The sequence below is a fragment of the Bacillus mojavensis genome (assembly GCF_012648005.1).
GTDB classification, from domain to species: Bacteria; Bacillota; Bacilli; order Bacillales; family Bacillaceae; genus Bacillus; species Bacillus mojavensis.
Genome location: NZ_CP051464.1, coordinates 3,556,284 through 3,571,874, shown reverse-complemented (window position 1 = coordinate 3,571,874; position 15,591 = coordinate 3,556,284). Strand labels below are relative to the sequence as shown.

17 protein-coding genes are annotated in these 15,591 nt (G+C 42.6%); 6 read left to right on the top strand and 11 right to left on the bottom strand.

Annotated features, from left to right (window positions below; genetic code table 11):
- Positions 1 to 54: 54 nt before the first annotated feature.
- The 8 genes from pseH to HC660_RS18515 form a co-directional block, all read right to left on the bottom strand.
- Positions 55 to 639 (bottom strand): UDP-4-amino-4,6-dideoxy-N-acetyl-beta-L-altrosamine N-acetyltransferase, encoded by a 585-nt coding sequence (pseH, locus tag HC660_RS18550; RefSeq protein ID WP_168748954.1) that lies wholly within the window; start codon positions 637 to 639, stop codon positions 55 to 57.
- A 15-nt stretch (positions 640 to 654) separates the two neighbouring features.
- Positions 655 to 1,746, bottom strand: a complete 1,092-nt coding sequence (pseG, locus tag HC660_RS18545; protein WP_168748953.1) for a UDP-2,4-diacetamido-2,4,6-trideoxy-beta-L-altropyranose hydrolase — start codon at positions 1,744 to 1,746, stop codon at positions 655 to 657.
- Between the two features lie 13 nt (positions 1,747 to 1,759).
- On the bottom strand, positions 1,760 to 2,518 hold the full coding sequence (locus HC660_RS18540) for a cytidylyltransferase domain-containing protein (RefSeq protein WP_010332198.1): 759 nt from the start codon (positions 2,516 to 2,518) through the stop codon (positions 1,760 to 1,762).
- Between the two features lie 11 nt (positions 2,519 to 2,529).
- A complete protein-coding gene (pseC, locus tag HC660_RS18535; protein ID WP_168748952.1) occupies positions 2,530 to 3,726 on the bottom strand; it encodes a UDP-4-amino-4,6-dideoxy-N-acetyl-beta-L-altrosamine transaminase in 1,197 nt (398 codons plus the stop codon).
- 13 nt (positions 3,727 to 3,739) lie between these two features.
- A complete protein-coding gene (locus HC660_RS18530) occupies positions 3,740 to 4,684 on the bottom strand; it encodes a dTDP-glucose 4,6-dehydratase (protein ID WP_010332196.1) in 945 nt (314 codons plus the stop codon).
- A 19-nt stretch (positions 4,685 to 4,703) separates the two neighbouring features.
- Positions 4,704 to 5,708 carry an SDR family NAD(P)-dependent oxidoreductase gene (locus HC660_RS18525; protein WP_010332195.1) on the bottom strand — a complete coding sequence of 335 codons (1,005 nt, stop codon included), beginning with the start codon at positions 5,706 to 5,708 and terminating at the stop codon, positions 4,704 to 4,706.
- 437 nt (positions 5,709 to 6,145) lie between these two features.
- Positions 6,146 to 6,664, bottom strand: a complete 519-nt coding sequence (locus tag HC660_RS18520; RefSeq protein WP_168748951.1) for a DUF5362 family protein — start codon at positions 6,662 to 6,664, stop codon at positions 6,146 to 6,148.
- Positions 6,661 to 7,152, bottom strand: a complete 492-nt coding sequence (locus HC660_RS18515; RefSeq protein WP_168749519.1) for a GNAT family N-acetyltransferase — start codon at positions 7,150 to 7,152, stop codon at positions 6,661 to 6,663. The genes HC660_RS18520 and HC660_RS18515 overlap by 4 nt, the downstream gene beginning before the upstream one ends.
- A 140-nt stretch (positions 7,153 to 7,292) precedes the next feature.
- Between HC660_RS18515 and spoIIQ the strand changes: the two genes are divergently transcribed.
- Positions 7,293 to 8,165 carry a stage II sporulation protein SpoIIQ gene (spoIIQ, locus tag HC660_RS18510; protein ID WP_010332192.1) on the top strand — a complete coding sequence of 291 codons (873 nt, stop codon included), beginning with the start codon at positions 7,293 to 7,295 and terminating at the stop codon, positions 8,163 to 8,165.
- A 110-nt stretch (positions 8,166 to 8,275) separates the two neighbouring features.
- Positions 8,276 to 8,698 carry a VanZ family protein gene (locus tag HC660_RS18505; protein ID WP_010332191.1) on the top strand — a complete coding sequence of 141 codons (423 nt, stop codon included), beginning with the start codon at positions 8,276 to 8,278 and terminating at the stop codon, positions 8,696 to 8,698.
- Between the two features lie 35 nt (positions 8,699 to 8,733).
- Here the strand turns inward: HC660_RS18505 and bcrC are convergent, their stop codons facing one another.
- The 3 genes from bcrC to amtB form a co-directional block, all read right to left on the bottom strand.
- Positions 8,734 to 9,315 carry an undecaprenyl-diphosphate phosphatase BcrC gene (gene bcrC, locus HC660_RS18500; protein WP_010332190.1) on the bottom strand — a complete coding sequence of 194 codons (582 nt, stop codon included), beginning with the start codon at positions 9,313 to 9,315 and terminating at the stop codon, positions 8,734 to 8,736.
- Between the two features lie 182 nt (positions 9,316 to 9,497).
- Positions 9,498 to 9,848: a P-II family nitrogen regulator gene (locus tag HC660_RS18495; protein ID WP_010332189.1), complete on the bottom strand. Its 351-nt coding sequence runs from the start codon at positions 9,846 to 9,848 to the stop codon at positions 9,498 to 9,500.
- An 11-nt stretch (positions 9,849 to 9,859) separates the two neighbouring features.
- Positions 9,860 to 11,074: an ammonium transporter AmtB gene (gene amtB / locus HC660_RS18490; protein WP_010332188.1), complete on the bottom strand. Its 1,215-nt coding sequence runs from the start codon at positions 11,072 to 11,074 to the stop codon at positions 9,860 to 9,862.
- Positions 11,075 to 11,356: 282 nt separating this feature from the next.
- On the opposite strand from amtB, the gene HC660_RS18485 reads away from it, so the two are divergent.
- From HC660_RS18485 to pucI, 4 genes are all read left to right on the top strand, one after another.
- Entirely contained in the window at positions 11,357 to 11,824 is a 468-nt protein-coding gene (locus HC660_RS18485) for a hypothetical protein (RefSeq protein WP_044159677.1), read from the top strand.
- 188 nt (positions 11,825 to 12,012) lie between these two features.
- A complete protein-coding gene (locus tag HC660_RS18480) occupies positions 12,013 to 12,579 on the top strand; it encodes a hydrolase (RefSeq protein WP_168748950.1) in 567 nt (188 codons plus the stop codon).
- On the top strand, positions 12,576 to 13,937 hold the full coding sequence (locus HC660_RS18475; protein WP_168748949.1) for an MFS transporter: 1,362 nt from the start codon (positions 12,576 to 12,578) through the stop codon (positions 13,935 to 13,937). Before HC660_RS18480 ends, HC660_RS18475 begins: the two co-directional genes overlap by 4 nt.
- Positions 13,938 to 14,116: 179 nt before the next feature.
- Positions 14,117 to 15,589: an allantoin permease gene (gene pucI, locus HC660_RS18470; RefSeq protein ID WP_168748948.1), complete on the top strand. Its 1,473-nt coding sequence runs from the start codon at positions 14,117 to 14,119 to the stop codon at positions 15,587 to 15,589.
- Positions 15,590 to 15,591 lie beyond the last annotated feature (2 nt).

Here is a 15,591-nt window from a genome sequence, read left to right as displayed (position 1 = left end):
CGGCCGTAAAACAATAGACTTTGATGTCATCTATATGAAATGATTGTTCAAAGTCTAAAGTTCACTAAAACCCGTATCAATGTCCTTGATATCTATTCCTTTTTCAGACAATTTCTGGATCACTTTCGGCTTTTCTGCAATCCATTCTTCTTTTAAGAGACCATATCTGATTACATCAAGATATTGATGATTTCTTACTATATGGTTTCGAAAATGACCTTCTTTACAAAAACCGAATGTTTGGTGAAATGATAAGCTTCTTTCGTTATTCAAAAGTACTTCTCCGTATACTTTCTCAACACACAACTTTTGAAACGCCCATTCTAACGCTAAAAACCCCATGATAGAGCCAGAACCTTTTGGACTCTCGGGCTCTCCGATATAAAAACCCCAATAGCAGTGGTTATGGTTATCATCAACATCTTTAAAGCTAACAAAGCCAGTTTCTTTATGATCAATTGTAAATATAAAATAATGTTCTGTTTTGGATGAATTTATTTTCTTGAACCATTGATGATGCTGTTTTTCATTAATTATTTGGTCATGGTACATTGATTTTCTGATTCTCTCATCGTTACGCCAACGGAGAACTGTGTCTAAGTCTTTTTCTTTTAATGGTCTAAGGGAATATTTGAACACAGATTTATTCCTTCCTTACTTTAAAATTTCTAATAAGAGGTTCTGGCGATGATCCATATTTTTTTCCAGCAGCAGCCGGGCTTTTCTTGACATTTGTTGGAGTGACAAGGGGTTATTCATCATGTCTTGAACGGCTGAGACGATATCTGATTCATTGACTGATTCTTTAGGTCCCAGATATTTAATCGCGCCTAATTGATCAAGCGTTTGAGCAATCGATTCTTGATTTTCAGCGACGGTGATGACGATTGCTGGAAGGCCGAGATAGCAGCGCTCCCAAGTAGTCGTTCCGCCCGCACCTATTGCCAGGTCAGCATTGTACATTAATTCTGCAATATGATTCACTTGGCAGTGAAAGTTGCAATAGTCATGGATGTTACAAATGGATTCAATTTCATTCTTATGAGTATTGGTATTTCCAATCACGATATCAAGCTCAATATCATGGGGGGAAAGCTGCTGAAAGGCTTTCATCACCTTTTTCGTTTCATTAGTGGGATCACTGCCTCCAAAAAAGACAAGAATCCTTTTTACACGTCCATCGCGGTTGATGTGATGGGGTAAAAATGAATAAAACTCGTCTCGCAATAAGACATATTCTGGTCCTAAGTATTGTTTGCAGCTTTCGGGGACTAGATTGACATAACGATCTTTATAATGATGATAAAGATTCTGATCCAATAATATATCACAATCATGTAAACGATCAGCCAAGTCATCAATCACCATCATTCTTTTCACATGTTTTTTCGCATTCATCTCCCAATTGATATCAATTGCGTAGTGATCAATGATAAGGAGGGAGATGTCCTTGTTCATGTCTTTTATCGCGCTAATGGTTTCCGCTGCGTCAACATACCAAGGGACACCAAGCCAATTAGAATGCGGAGTTTTTTTAGGAATGAAAACATTCTTTTTAGGTTCTGGCAGCATAATGAGATCAAACTGTTTCTCTCGGATGACCTCCGCTAGATGACCTTGTAAGTCTCGGCAAATAAAGATAATATTTGCCCCCTTTTTGCGCAACGCATGAGCAAGCGTGAGGCATCTCATGACATGACCTGTTCCTATTTCAATTGAAGCATCTGTTCTGAAAAGGATGTTCATCACAGCACCTCAATCACTTGGATTTATTGTCGGCTTCATTGATGATTTCTTTTTGTTCTATCCGGGCATTGAGCAATGACCATTCTGGAAACTCGTTCAATAATGTTAGGGTATCCTCTAGGCTGAAGTCAGGTTTAGTTGGGTAAAGTTTTTCAATAATGTTTTTGATTAATAAAAAATCCTCGTGCGTATCTACAGTCCATCTATGCTGTTTCTGATTTTCGGTATAGGTGATATTAGCTAAGCTGAATCGATCTGGATTCAGGTAAATAAAGGGTGTAACATGTTCCCGTTCGTAGTCAAGGCTGGACTCGTGATAAGCTTTCTCTAACGAAGAAGCTGAAAAAACCTCTATATCCATTCCGCGGGGATACGTTCGCTGTAAGGTGTTAGACACATAATCATATTGGCCCTTTGAATCCAGGTAACATTTTATTACCTTATCAATCACACGATAATCAATAATAGGGCAGTCAGAGGTTAGTCGGACGACATTTTCCGCGTTGCTTATTTTTGCTGCTTCGTAGTACCTTGATAAAACATCGGTTTCTGACCCGCAATAATAAGTAAGAGACAATCTCTTACTTAACTCAACAATGGGTTGATCTATCGCATTTGTAGTCGTGGCGATCACAATATCATCAATAAGTGCTGCTCTTTTGATTCTTTCAATTTGATATTCCAGCAAAGGTCTATTCAACACTTTTTTCAACACTTTACCCGGCAATCGGCTGGAGCCCATCCGTGCTTGGATAATAGCCGTTACTTTCACCTAACCACCTCCTACGAATAATAATTCACTACTTTCTTTAGTGCTTTTATAACATCGTCTGCATCTTTTTCGTTCATCGATTGAAACAGAGGCAAGGTGATCATTCCTTTATACAGCTTTTCGGCATTTGGGCATAAGCCCTCTTGATAACCTAAACGTTGATAATAAGGGTGTAAATAAACAGGTATATAGTGGACGTTAACACCTATATTTTCTTTTTGCATAGCGTTGAAAATATCATCGCGATTTCCTTTAAGCGAATCTAGCTTTAACTCAATGACGTAAAGGTGCCAGCTGGAAGTTGAGGCTGCATCTTGAATTGGGAGATGAATGTGGGAGATTGTTTTTAATTTTTCGTTGTAGATCCTGGCAAGATGTCTTCGTTTTTCAATAAAATCATCTAATTTTTGTAATTGGCTGATGCCTAATGAAGCTTGGATATCTGTCATCCGATAATTGAATCCAAGAAAGTGCATTTCATAGTACCACGATCCATGGTTTTGGCTTAGCTTTTTAGGGTCGCGGGTAATTCCGTGACTGCGGAATTGGAGCAGCTTCTCATAATATTCTCTATTATTAGTTGTTATCATTCCGCCTTCGCCGGTTGTAATATGTTTAACAGGGTGGAAACTAAACATCGTCATATCACTGATTGAACCGATTGTTTGCTCTTTATACGAAGCGCCTAATGCATGGGCAGCATCTTCAATAACGATCAAGTTATGTGCTTTTGCAATTTTTTGAATCTGATCATGATTCACCGGCTGTCCTGTAAAATCTACCGGTATAATAGCCTTTGTTTTTGGAGTGATCAGCTTTTCAATGGAATCAGGGTCAATATTGTATGTGTGCGGATCAATATCTGCGAAAACCGGTTTGGCTCCCATGTACAAAATGCAATTGGCACTTGCCGCAAATGTGATGGGTGTCGTAATGACTTCGTCTCCCTGTGAAATTCCCGCAGCAAAGCAAGCCGCGTGTAAAGCAGCTGTTCCGCTGGAAAATGCAACAGCATAGCGGCTGCCAACATAGTCTGCGACTTTTTCTTCGAATAAGTCGATTGCTGGTCCCGTCGTCAAATAGTCTCCCCGTAAAACGTCAACTACTGATTGTATATCATCTTCATCTAACCATTGCCTGCCGTATGGAAGATATGAATCTCTGACAGGCTTACCGCCTGTCATTGCTAATTTATTCTCACTGGTCATTTTCATTCTCCTATTAAATGAGATTCGTACTCTTAATCCATTCTTCTGTTTTTCTTATTCCTTCTTCCAAACTGACCTGCGGGCTCCAATTAAGAATTTTTTTTGCTTTTTCGTAGTTACATAACAATTTTGGAATTTCACTTTGAGGATGTATATGCTCTACATGGTGAATGTTTTGTTTATCGCCTGCAATTAATTCTGCTAATTCATTAATCGATATATCTCTTCCAAGGCCTGCGTTTATAATTTCACCGTTTGCTTTTTGGGAATAACCAGCCTGCACGACGAAATCAGCACAATCCTCTACATATAAAAGATCACGGGTTTGTGTGCCGTCACCATATATATGCAGCTTTTTACCGTCCAATTTGTTTTTTATAAAAATAGCAACTACTCCGCCTTCACCGCCTGTTTTTTGGTAAGGCCCATACGTATTAAACGGACGTATAACAACCGCAGGGAGACCGTATGCGTGATAATAGGAGAGCACCATATTTTCAGCCGCGATTTTTGACCCGGCATAAGGTGAAGCGGGTTTAATAGGATCTGTTTCTTTAATACCTTCAGCAAATGCAGCTCGGTCATATACCATGCAGGTACTCATAAAAACAACTTTTACATTATGCTGCTTACATAATTCTAAAATGTTAAAAGTACCGATTGTGTCATTTTCAAATGTGGTTTTCGGATCGTCGATGCTATCTTGTACGTTGATGCTTGCACCTAAATGGTAGCAAATATCAAATTTTGTCGAGAAAAGATCCTCTAATGTTTTTACATCCTTTATATCACCATGGATAAATTCGATAAAACCAGGGTCGTTTTTCAGGTCTTCTATATTTTCTAAACGCCCGTTCGATAAATCATCCAATACCCATACTTGATGACGGTCTTCTAATAATTTTTTCACAACCCATCTGCCGATAAAACCTGCTCCTCCAGTGACGAGAACTTTCATGATCATCTTCCTTCCCGAATTAAAGTAATGTTTGCGATTTTAATAATGCAAGGACCTCTTCTTTTGAAATTTGCTTTTGGTCATTTGAACTATAAGTCCCTTCAGTTGCTTTTTTCGCTTGGGTATAATGATTTTTCTCCCCATAAGTTGAAGGGATAACAAACATGTCAGGCAGCTCCAAAGCCATTGTCGACTCGTCATAAGTCATCAGTTCTTCATACATTTTTTCTCCGGGCCGCAGCCCGATTTCTTGTATTTCTATTTCATCAATATTCATATTCTGTTTTTTGCATGTTTCTTCCACGACGACTGACACTAAGTCATGCAGTGATATGACAGGCATTTTTAATATGAAGATTTCGCCGCCCTGAGATTCCTTTAGTGCACCAATTAATAAAGATGTCGCCTGATCCAGTGTCATCATAAAGCGATTCATCTTTAAATCCGTAACAGTCACCTTTTTTTGCGTTAAGATTTGTTCTATAAACAAGGGAACCACGGAACCCCTTGAACCAATTACATTTCCAAACCGAACACAAGAAAAAACCGTCGAAGCTTTTCCCTTACTGTATTCTGCTGCAGAAATTAATCTTTCAGCTGTGAGTTTTGTTGCTCCATATGCATTCGTTGGTGATATTGCTTTATCTGAACTTGTAAAAACTACTTTTTTTACGTTTTGGGCCACTGCCGCTTTAATGACATTATTGGTTCCTATAATATTGGTGAGGACTGCTTCATAGGGATTGTATTCGCAAGCAGGAACATGCTTCATGGCAGCAGTATGGAAGACGTAGTCAATGCTGTCCATAGCATTTAACACCCGGTCATAATCTCGCACATCTCCTATTAAAAATCTAATATCCTTTCTGGGACCGATTTCATTTTCCAACATAAATTGTTTATATTCATCTCTGCTAAATATACGAACAACCTTTGGCTGATCCTTAAGAATTTGTTTTAGAAGACTTTTTCCAATCGTACCTGTTCCGCCAATTATGAGTATTTTTTTATCTTTGAAAAACACAAGTATATCCACTTCCTTTTTCTTAAATGGATGAAAAAATGTCGGTTATTGAAGTATATGCTTGTTACAAAACTCTGTGTTTGCTCTAGCCTAATCGATTCAACTATTATTTTTGAAAAACCATAAAACATAGAGAGTACATCTGCGGGGCGGTGGGGGAATAGCTGCTTAATGGTCTAAATAGAAACAAATATTTTGAATGAGAAATCATATAACTGTCTGTGTCCTGCGATGTAAATGGAGAGATGTCCTGATTGTTTCTAACATATAAGATAGGGATGCTATACAAAGTATGTCACACCGAAGAGCGTGCCTGGGTGAATGACGTTCATGCAGAAAATTTGAGGAGAACATAATAAAAAGGCATGAGTCCGGTTCAATACCGAACTCATACCTTTGCTATTCGTGTCTTTCTTTCGGAGGTCAGATCCACACCTTTATTCAAAGACGGGCCCATCTTCATAATAATAGGAATCCGGGTCTTCATACGTATCCATATCCTCAAAAGCGGCGATGCCGACAAATACGAGGAAGAAAATGAGCAGAATGATTCCGATGAGGCCTACGGCGATACTTGATGCAGCGTAGAATAATTGCATTTTGATAAATTTCCCGTAGTTCTCCAGCATGCTTACACCCGCACTGCCGGTCAGGTTTCCGCTTGCCTCTCTTGCTGCTTTTGCCGACCGCATCAGAAATACGCCTGAAATAATGAGCAGGACGCCTGGAATAGCGCCTATGATTGTCATTAAAGCCGACAGGGCAGCCAGCGCACCCATGACAATTAAAAGAATTCCTGTGATTTTGCCCCACTTTGCAATGTCTGAAAGCGATTTGACAGCAGCAGCGCTCAGCTCACGTTTTTCGCCCTCTGTGCTGTTGTTCTCCTGCTCGGTCACGCTGTTTTCTTCGTGGTGAGTTTCAATATGGTTTTCATCTTTATCAAGACTAATCATGATAGCTCTCTCCCTAATATTTTTAAGTCATATCGCTTGCCGTCCAATTCAGCAATGCCGGGGAATAACCCCCATTCCTTGAAACCGTGCTTTTCAAACAGCTTCAGGCTAGGCTTATTATGTCCGAAAATGAAGGCCATAAGCGAGCGGATGCCAAGCTCCGGCGCGATGCGGAGCGCTTCCTGAAGCAAGTGATTTCCGGCGCCTTTGCCGCGGCATGATTCATGAATGTATATGCTGATCTCGGCTGTTTTATTATAAGCAGGCCTGCCGTAAAATCTTTCGAAACTGATCCAGGCAACCACGTCCCCGCTTTCATCCTCAGCAACATACAGCGGCCGTTCGTCTGTATGTCCCAAAAACCACGCCATCCGGTCTTCCGTTGTTACCGGTTCAGTATCGGCTGTTACCATCCGTGAGGCAATCGTTGAGTTATAAATCGCAACAACCGCTTCTATATCCTTTTTTTCAGCAAGACGTAATGTCAAGTTCATACGTATCTGGTTCTCCTCTCAAAAAAATGACATACTTTCTTATCAGCCTGCACAAACTATATCTAAAAAAGTTTTTTATATCAGTGTATATATTTTCAGAAAAGTGTTCAGAATGTTGCTGAGGTGATGAAACAATGAGAGAGGAAGAAAAGAAAACTTCTCAAGTCAAAAAACTTCAGCAGTTTTTTCGTAAACGCTGGGTGTTCCCTGCAATTTACTTAGTCAGTGCGGCCGTCATTTTAACAGCTGTCCTTTGGTATCAATCTGTATCAAATGATGAGGTAAAGGATCAGTTAGCTGATAACGGCGGAAGCTCCGCGTATGACAACAACGACGATGCAGTTGAAGTAGGAAAGTCTATGGAAAATGTCGCAATGCCGGTTGTTGATTCTGAAAACGTTTCTGTTGTGAAAAAGTTCTATGAAACTGATGCCGCAAAAGAAGAAAAAGAAGCAGCACTCGTTACCTATAATAACACGTACAGCCTAAGCAAAGGAATTGACTTAGCTGAGAAAGACGGAAAAGATTTCGATGTTTCTGCTTCTCTAAGCGGTACGGTTGTCAAAGCTGAAAAAGATCCAGTGCTGGGATATGTTGTGGAAATTGAACATGCTGATGGTTTATCTACTGTGTATCAATCACTTTCTGAAGTAGGTGTTGAGCAAGGCGACAAGGTGAAGCAAAATCAGGTCATCGGAAAGTCTGGCAAGAACCTTTACAGCGAAGAAAGCGGTAACCACGTACACTTTGAAATCCGTAAAGACGGAGTTGCTATGAACCCGCTGAACTTTATGGACAAGCCGGTTTCTTCTATAGAAAAAGCGGCAGCTGCAGAAGAGAAAGCTGCAACTGAGGAAACAGAAGAATCCATTCAGCAATCATCTGAAAAAAAGGATGGTTCAACTGAAAAAGGAACTGAAGAAAAATCCGGAGACAAAACGGATGATTCAACTGACAAATCAGGTTCCAAAGAAAGCAGTACAACAGAAGACACTGAACAGTCTTAATGAAGAAAACGTCTATCGGTGTGATAGGCGTTTTTTTTGTTACTTTTTGTTTCACTGTGCCGTCTATGTATTTACATGCACAAGATGCTGCTGGAAAGGAGGCTGTTTAGATGAATCGTCTATTACTTGCGGGCTGGACCTTCTTCATTTTACTCTCTGTCTGCACAGAAAGCTTCAGCGATATGGTGGTGTCGCAGACAGTGACATTTCATTTTCATCCGCATCCTGATTTATACCAATTTTTAGACATGGATTTTGCTCAGTTGACTACGCCTGAAGCTGTAATTCAAAAAATCGGGCACGCGTTTTCTTTCTTCGTGCTGACATATTTGCTGTGGAAGCAATGGAACAATATCAAATGGGCCTCGGCCGGAGCATTCATGTTTGCCGTTTTTACAGAAATCATTCAGCTTTTCTTCAGCAGAAACGGCTGCATCCGGGATGTACTCATTGACAGTGTTGGGATTGCCCTGTTTATTGGATTATTTGGTCTCGCAAAACGGAAAAGACATGAGATGTATGAAAAATATTAAAGCCGGCGCTCTTCCATTCAGAGGCCGGCTTTATCTTAGAAATTTTGATCGGTTGGTTTTTTCGTTATTTTATTGATAATCGCTTCATAGATTCGGACGATTAAATCAACGAGCGGGCGAAGAAGATCTGAAAATCTAAAGAACAGGAACCCGATAATGATCGCGACAACAAGACTGCCTAACACATCTACAGGATAGTGATGTCCCACCCAAATTCGTGAAAAACCGGTCAAAAGCCCGAAGATGACGAGCGGCCAGCCGATTTTACGGTTTCTGAAAAGCATTGCAATCGAAATAGCTAGCGCTCCCGTTGTGTGGTCACTCGGAAAAGAAGCATCTGCATCGTGCGGAATCAGCGTATGCACTGTGTGAGCGACGAAAGGGCGTGGTTCAACATAAACTTGTGTAATCAAGAAATTAATCACAAGACCCGCAATTCCTGTAATTCCTGCGTACAGCACGTTCTTTCTGCTTTGTGTGTTCCCGAACAGCCACATCACCAATAAGATAAGCGCATAGGCAACGATCGCGTATTCCGTTATGAAAACCATAATGGAATCGAGAACAGAATTGTGATGAGATAATCCATGGATAGCTTTAAATATTTCGTAATTCAAATAATCACCTTTTACATTTTTATATTAAGTAGACTCATCTTACTCAGAAAAAGTTTCAAATAAAAATAGAGATTGTCTGAAATCATGGCGCTTGAAGAGGATTCGAATGGGTAACACGTTTTCTGGGGGTTTTTTCTGTTCGCAAAAAAAGAGATCCGGAGTGTCCGAATCTCTTAATGATATTACAGCGCTTCAGGTCCTTCTTCGCCGGTGCGGATATTAATCGTATTGCCGATTTCATAGACAAAGATTTTACCGTCACCCGGTGATCCCGTTTTCAGAACCCGCTTAGCGGTCTCAGTTACTTGATCAACAGGAACCTTGCTGACCACGATTTCGATTTTTAACCGTTCATATACATTGCTTTCTATTTTTACCCCTCGATAAAGCTCCGTATGTGCTTTTTGAAGCCCGCAGCCGTGAACATTGGAGAAGGTCAGAGAGGTGACTCCGATTTTTCCGAGTTCCTGCTTCAGCTTTTCAAAATTTGCCGGACGCGTTACAATTTCTACCTTGAACATTTGACCGCTCATAGCGTCACTCCTCACATAGAATCTTGATATGCTTTTTCCCCGTGCATTGTTAAATCAAGCCCGAGTGATTCTTCTTCTTCGGTTGCGCGTAGGGGAAGGAAGAGGCCTACAATTTTAATAATAACGAATGTGACAATAAATACAAAAACATAAGTTGCGGCGATCGCTACAATTTGTTTCCAGATTAAACTTGCATCCCCGTAGAATAAACCATCTGCACCAGCGGAGTTGACTGAAGTTGTTGCGAACAATCCTGTCGCGATGCCGCCCCATGTGCCGCCGATGCCGTGCAGGCCAAAGGCATCAAGCGCGTCATCATATCCGAATTTCTGTTTCAGCGAGAAGACACCCCAGAAGCAAACCGCTCCGCCAATGATGCCAATGATAATAGAAGAAAACGGTGTGACAAACCCGGCCGCCGGCGTAATGGCCACAAGTCCTGCGATCGCTCCTGATACCGCGCCGAGCATCGTCGGTTTTTTGTTGATGATCCATTCCACCAATATCCAGCCGGCAATCCCCGCTGCAGCTGCCGTGTTTGTATTAATAAAGGCGTACATGGCCACATCGTTTAATGTCAGGGCGCTGCCGACGTTAAAACCGAACCAGCCGAACCAAATCAGGGCGCCTCCTAAGAAGGTGTAAATGAGGTTGTGCGGAGAAGACGCTGTGCCGTCTTTTCGTTTGCCGAGCACGATGGCCAGAACAAGGCCAGCCACCCCGGAAGAAATATGAACAACGTTTCCGCCTGCGAAATCAAGCGCGCCAAGCTGGCCGATCCAGCCGCCGCCCCATACCCAGTGAGCAACCGGCGTGTAAACCAATGAAACCCATAAAACCGAGAATAAAAGAAAAGCGCCGAATCGCATCCGCTCTGCGAAAGCCCCGGAAATGATGGCAGTTGTCAGAACCGCGAACGTCATTTGGAACATCATAAATAATGAATGGGGAATCGTGTCGCTGTAATCACCCGGATCAAATCCGACCCCCTTCAGACCTGCCCACTCCAGTCCGCCAATCAGTGAGTTGCCTGGAGCAAAGGCAAGTGTATATCCGAACAGCACCCAAACGATGGAAACGATGGCGATGGAAGAGAAACTGTGCATTGCTGTACTCAGCACATTTTTGCTTTTTACCATTCCTCCATAAAATAACGCTAACCCCGGGGTCATCAGCCACACGAGTAAAGCGCAAAAGAACATAAATACTGTATCGCCCATTTGCATGTCTCATTCCTCCGTATCTTTCAGAATAAAAGCAATTATTATATTTCTTCATTATAGAGAAAAAAGAATGATAAAACATTTTCATGTTAGATTTCCTAACATGTTTTTTTAGTGTGTGTTATCGATGTGGAAGAGGGAAGAAAAAACGGTATTTACTATACAAGACTTTGTGTCTATAAAATAACTCTGATTTTATGAGAAAAAAGGGAATTGACAAAAAATAAAATGTCATATACTGTATTAAGTGTATTAGTTGATGTAATACACTGAGGAGGATGCGATATGAATAAAGGCAGCAGGCTGCTGAGAGCGTTAAGAAAGTCCATTCCGGCGACATTCCGGTTGTTTTTGGCCTTTAATTTTGTTGTGTACGGCCTGGCGAAAGTGGTCATGGGGCAGTTTGGGGGAGTAACACCTGAAATTGCAGCTGCGGTGGGAAAGGGAAAGGGATTTACAATTGCGTGGACATTTTTTGGTTATTCTCATGTCTATGAAGTATTTATAGGCTTTGGAGAAATCATTGCTGCAGTTTTGCTGTTGATTCCAAGAACATCTGCGTTAGGTGCCGTTGTATTTATGCCGATTATTGTGAACATCGTCATGATTAACTATTGTTTTGATATTGGCGTGCAGGATCTCAGTACGATATTAATGATCATGTGTTTGATTCTGCTTTGGATTGACCGCCGCAAATTTATGGGCATGTTTAATCAGCAGCCAATTAACGGCAGGCAGGTGACGAAGCTATGACAACTTTTATGATCGCAGTGCTTGCCGGTATGTTTGTATGCACCACCTTTTATTTTTATATAAAAGAAAAATCGTGAGATAAGCGCTTCTCCTGAGAACTTCACAAGCGTCATGCAAGAATTCATGTGAAGTGAAGAGTAAAATATGGGATGTGAGAAACACTAACCAGCATCAGGAGGAAACGCAAAATGAACACACTTACCATTGATTTTCAAAACACAGCATTGGTTATCATTGATCTGCAAAAAGGAATTGTGCCAATAGACAAAAGCGGACAGGTTGTCCCGAATGCTAAAAAACTTGTTGACGAATTCCGAAAGCATAACGGCTTTATCAGCTTTGTGAATGTAGCCTTCCATGACGGAGCAGATGCGCTAAAGCCGGAAACGGATGAACAGGCGCAGGAAGGTTCAGGTGAAATGCCGGCGGACTGGGCGGAATTTGTTCCGGAAATCGGTGTGCAGGACGGAGATTACACAGTGACCAAACGCCAGTGGGGCGCGTTTTTCGGCACGGACTTAGATTTGCAGCTGAGACGCCGCGGCATTGATACCATTGTACTATGCGGCATTGCCACGAATATCGGAGTGGAAAGTACGGCTCGCGAGGCCTTTCAGCTTGGCTATCAGCAGATTTTTATTACTGACGCGATGTCCACGTTCAGTGAGGAAGAGCATGAAGCGACACTGCGCTTTATTTTCCCGAGAATCGGCAAATCGCGGACAACAGAAGAATTTTTATCACAAGTGAAATGAAAATATCAAAAAAGAACCGTGCTGTCTTTTTAACAGCGGTAGCTTCAGGAACGATGCTGAATCCGCTGAACTCGTCTATGATTTCTCTGGCGCTCCACAGCATCCAGCATGAGTTTCACCTGTCATTTACGACGGTTTCCTGGCTGATCTCCTCTTTCTATTTGGCGAGTGCTGTGGCCCAGCCTGTGACGGGAAAGCTTGGCGATTTGATTGGGCGGAAAAGGTTGTTTTTATTCGGGCTTATTCTTGTGGCGGTTTCCGCCATCGGGGCGCCGCTTGCGCCAACCTTTATGACATTATTGGTCATGCGGCTGTTTCAATCGGTGGGGAGCAGTGCGATTTATCCGTCGGGAGTCGGGCTGATACGAAACCACATACATGAGCGCCAGGCTTCAGCCATGGCGGTTCTGTCCATATTTGCATCTGCAATGACGGCGCTGGGGCCGACAGTCGGCGGTTTTTTGATTGTCTGGGGCGGCTGGCCGGCGATTTTTATCGTCAATCTGCCGTTTATTATCTTCAGCTTCCTGTTAGGGATGTATATGTTCCCAAAGGATCAGAAAAAAGGGGTGGGGATCAGAGCGGTTATCCGGCAGCTAGATGTTCCGGGAATCCTTTTGTTTGCCGGCGGGATCATTTTGCTCCTGTCCTTTTTGCTTTCGTTCAGCACATCCCCACATATGTCAGAAGGTGTGATTGGTGTCATTCTGCTTGCCGCATTTGTCTGGCGTGAGCTGAAAACGGAGAAGCCGTTTATTGATGTCCGTCTGTTTAAAACGCAGCGAAGTCTGTCAGCGGTATACGTTCAGTTTATTTTACTCAATGTATTCTTCTACTGTTTATTTTTCGGGCTGCCGAGTTATTTTCAAGATGAAATGCATCTTTCTGTCCAAACGAGCGGTCTGTTTATGCTGTTCATGTCGGGTATGAGCATCGCTATATCGCCCATTACAGGCAAGTGGATTGATCGATCGGGAGTCATTAAGCCGATATTGGCGGGATCGCTTCTGATGACCGCGGGCGCTGTGCTATTAACGGTCTTTTTTATCAGCGTTCCGGTTATCGGGAAAGGCTTGATCCTGTCGCTGCTCGGCATCGGTTACGGACTTGGAAACGTAGCGCTTCAGGCAGCGATGCTGAAAACGAGCCCTTCAGACATGGTGGGAACTACCTCAGGCCTGTTCCAAACGTGCCGTTACCTTGGTTCAATTTTGTCATCGGTGATTCTGGGCCTTCTGTTCGGTAAAGAGATTACAGCGGCTCATTTTGATATCATGGGAATGCTCCTTATTGCTGTAGGCGGATTGAGTTTGTTTATGGCTTTGAGATTCACCGCCTTAATGAAAACAAGTTCATGAGAAAAGAGACAGATATACGAGTCTGTCTCTTTTCTTGTTTAGGATGCTCAAAAATGAATAAAAGGTTTGTGTATCATAGCCAATGTATTTGTCTGACTTTTCAGTTATATTAAGTCACATGTGATGTTAGAAAACTATACATATGACGGAAGATAGACAAGCTGAAAGGGGAGCCGGCTATGGAATTAAAAGAGGGCCATCTGCAATCAAACAGGCTGAGCAATGAGGATCTGCTGCCTTTAGGACAGGAAAAACGCACGTGGAAAGCAATGAACTTCGCCTCCATTTGGATGGGATGCATACATAATATACCGACCTACGCGACAGTGGGCGGATTAATTGCGATTGGGCTTTCACCGTGGCAGGTGCTGGCGATCATTATTACGGCCTCGCTTATTTTGTTTGGCGCACTCGCTTTAAACGGGCATGCAGGGACAAAATACGGGCTGCCATTTCCTGTGATTATCCGGGCTTCTTACGGAATTTACGGCGCGAACATTCCGGCGCTTCTGAGGGCTTTTACAGCCATTATGTGGCTTGGTATTCAAACCTTTGCCGGGAGCACGGCGCTGAACATTTTGCTGTTAAATATGTGGCCCGGCTGGGGAGAGATTGGCGGGGAGTGGAATATTCTGGGTATCCACTTGTCTGGTTTCCTCTCTTTCGTATTCTTTTGGGCTGTGCACTTACTTGTATTGCATCACGGTATGGAATCAATTAAGCGTTTCGAGGTTTGGGCAGGTCCTTTAGTTTATGTGGTGTTTGGCGGCATGGTATGGTGGGCGGTCGATATAGCCGGAGGACTCGGGCCGATCTATTCGCAGACTGGGAAATTTCACACGTTTTCAGAAACGTTTTGGCCGTTTGCTGCCGGAGTCACCGGCATTATAGGTATCTGGGCGACGTTAATTTTAAACATACCTGATTTTACACGGTTTGCGGAAACGCAAAAAGAGCAGATTAAAGGCCAGTTTTACGGCTTGCCGGGAACCTTCGCGTTATTTGCGTTTGCCAGTATTACGGTGACCTCCGGTTCGCAGGTTGCTTTCGGCGAGCCGATTTGGGACGTGGTTGATATTTTGGCCAGGTTTGATAATCCTTATGTCATCGTATTATCTGTGATTACGCTCTGTATTGCCACCATTTCAGTTAATGTCGCAGCAAACATCGTGTCTCCCGCTTATGATATTGCGAATGCTTTGCCGAAATATATTAATTTTAAACGAGGCAGCTTTATCACAGCCCTGCTCGCTTTATTTACGGTTCCGTGGAAGCTCATGGAGAGCGCAACCAGCGTTTATGCGTTTCTCGGTTTAATCGGCGGCATGCTCGGTCCGGTGGCAGGCGTCATGATGGCTGATTACTTTATCATTCGCAAGCGGGAGCTCTCGGTTGATGACCTATATTCCGAAACCGGACGGTATGTGTATTTTAAAGGCTATAACTACCGGGCATTCGCGGCCACGCTTTTAGGCGCACTCATCTCATTAATCGGGATGTATGTCCCCGCATTAAAGGGCTTATATGACATCTCATGGTTTGTAGGTGTACTGACATCATTTCTTGTCTATATTGCTCTGATGCGGATTCACCCGCCGGTATTATCTGCTGTCGGAAAGTATGATTCTGAACAGGTGCGTCGTGCGGAATAAGC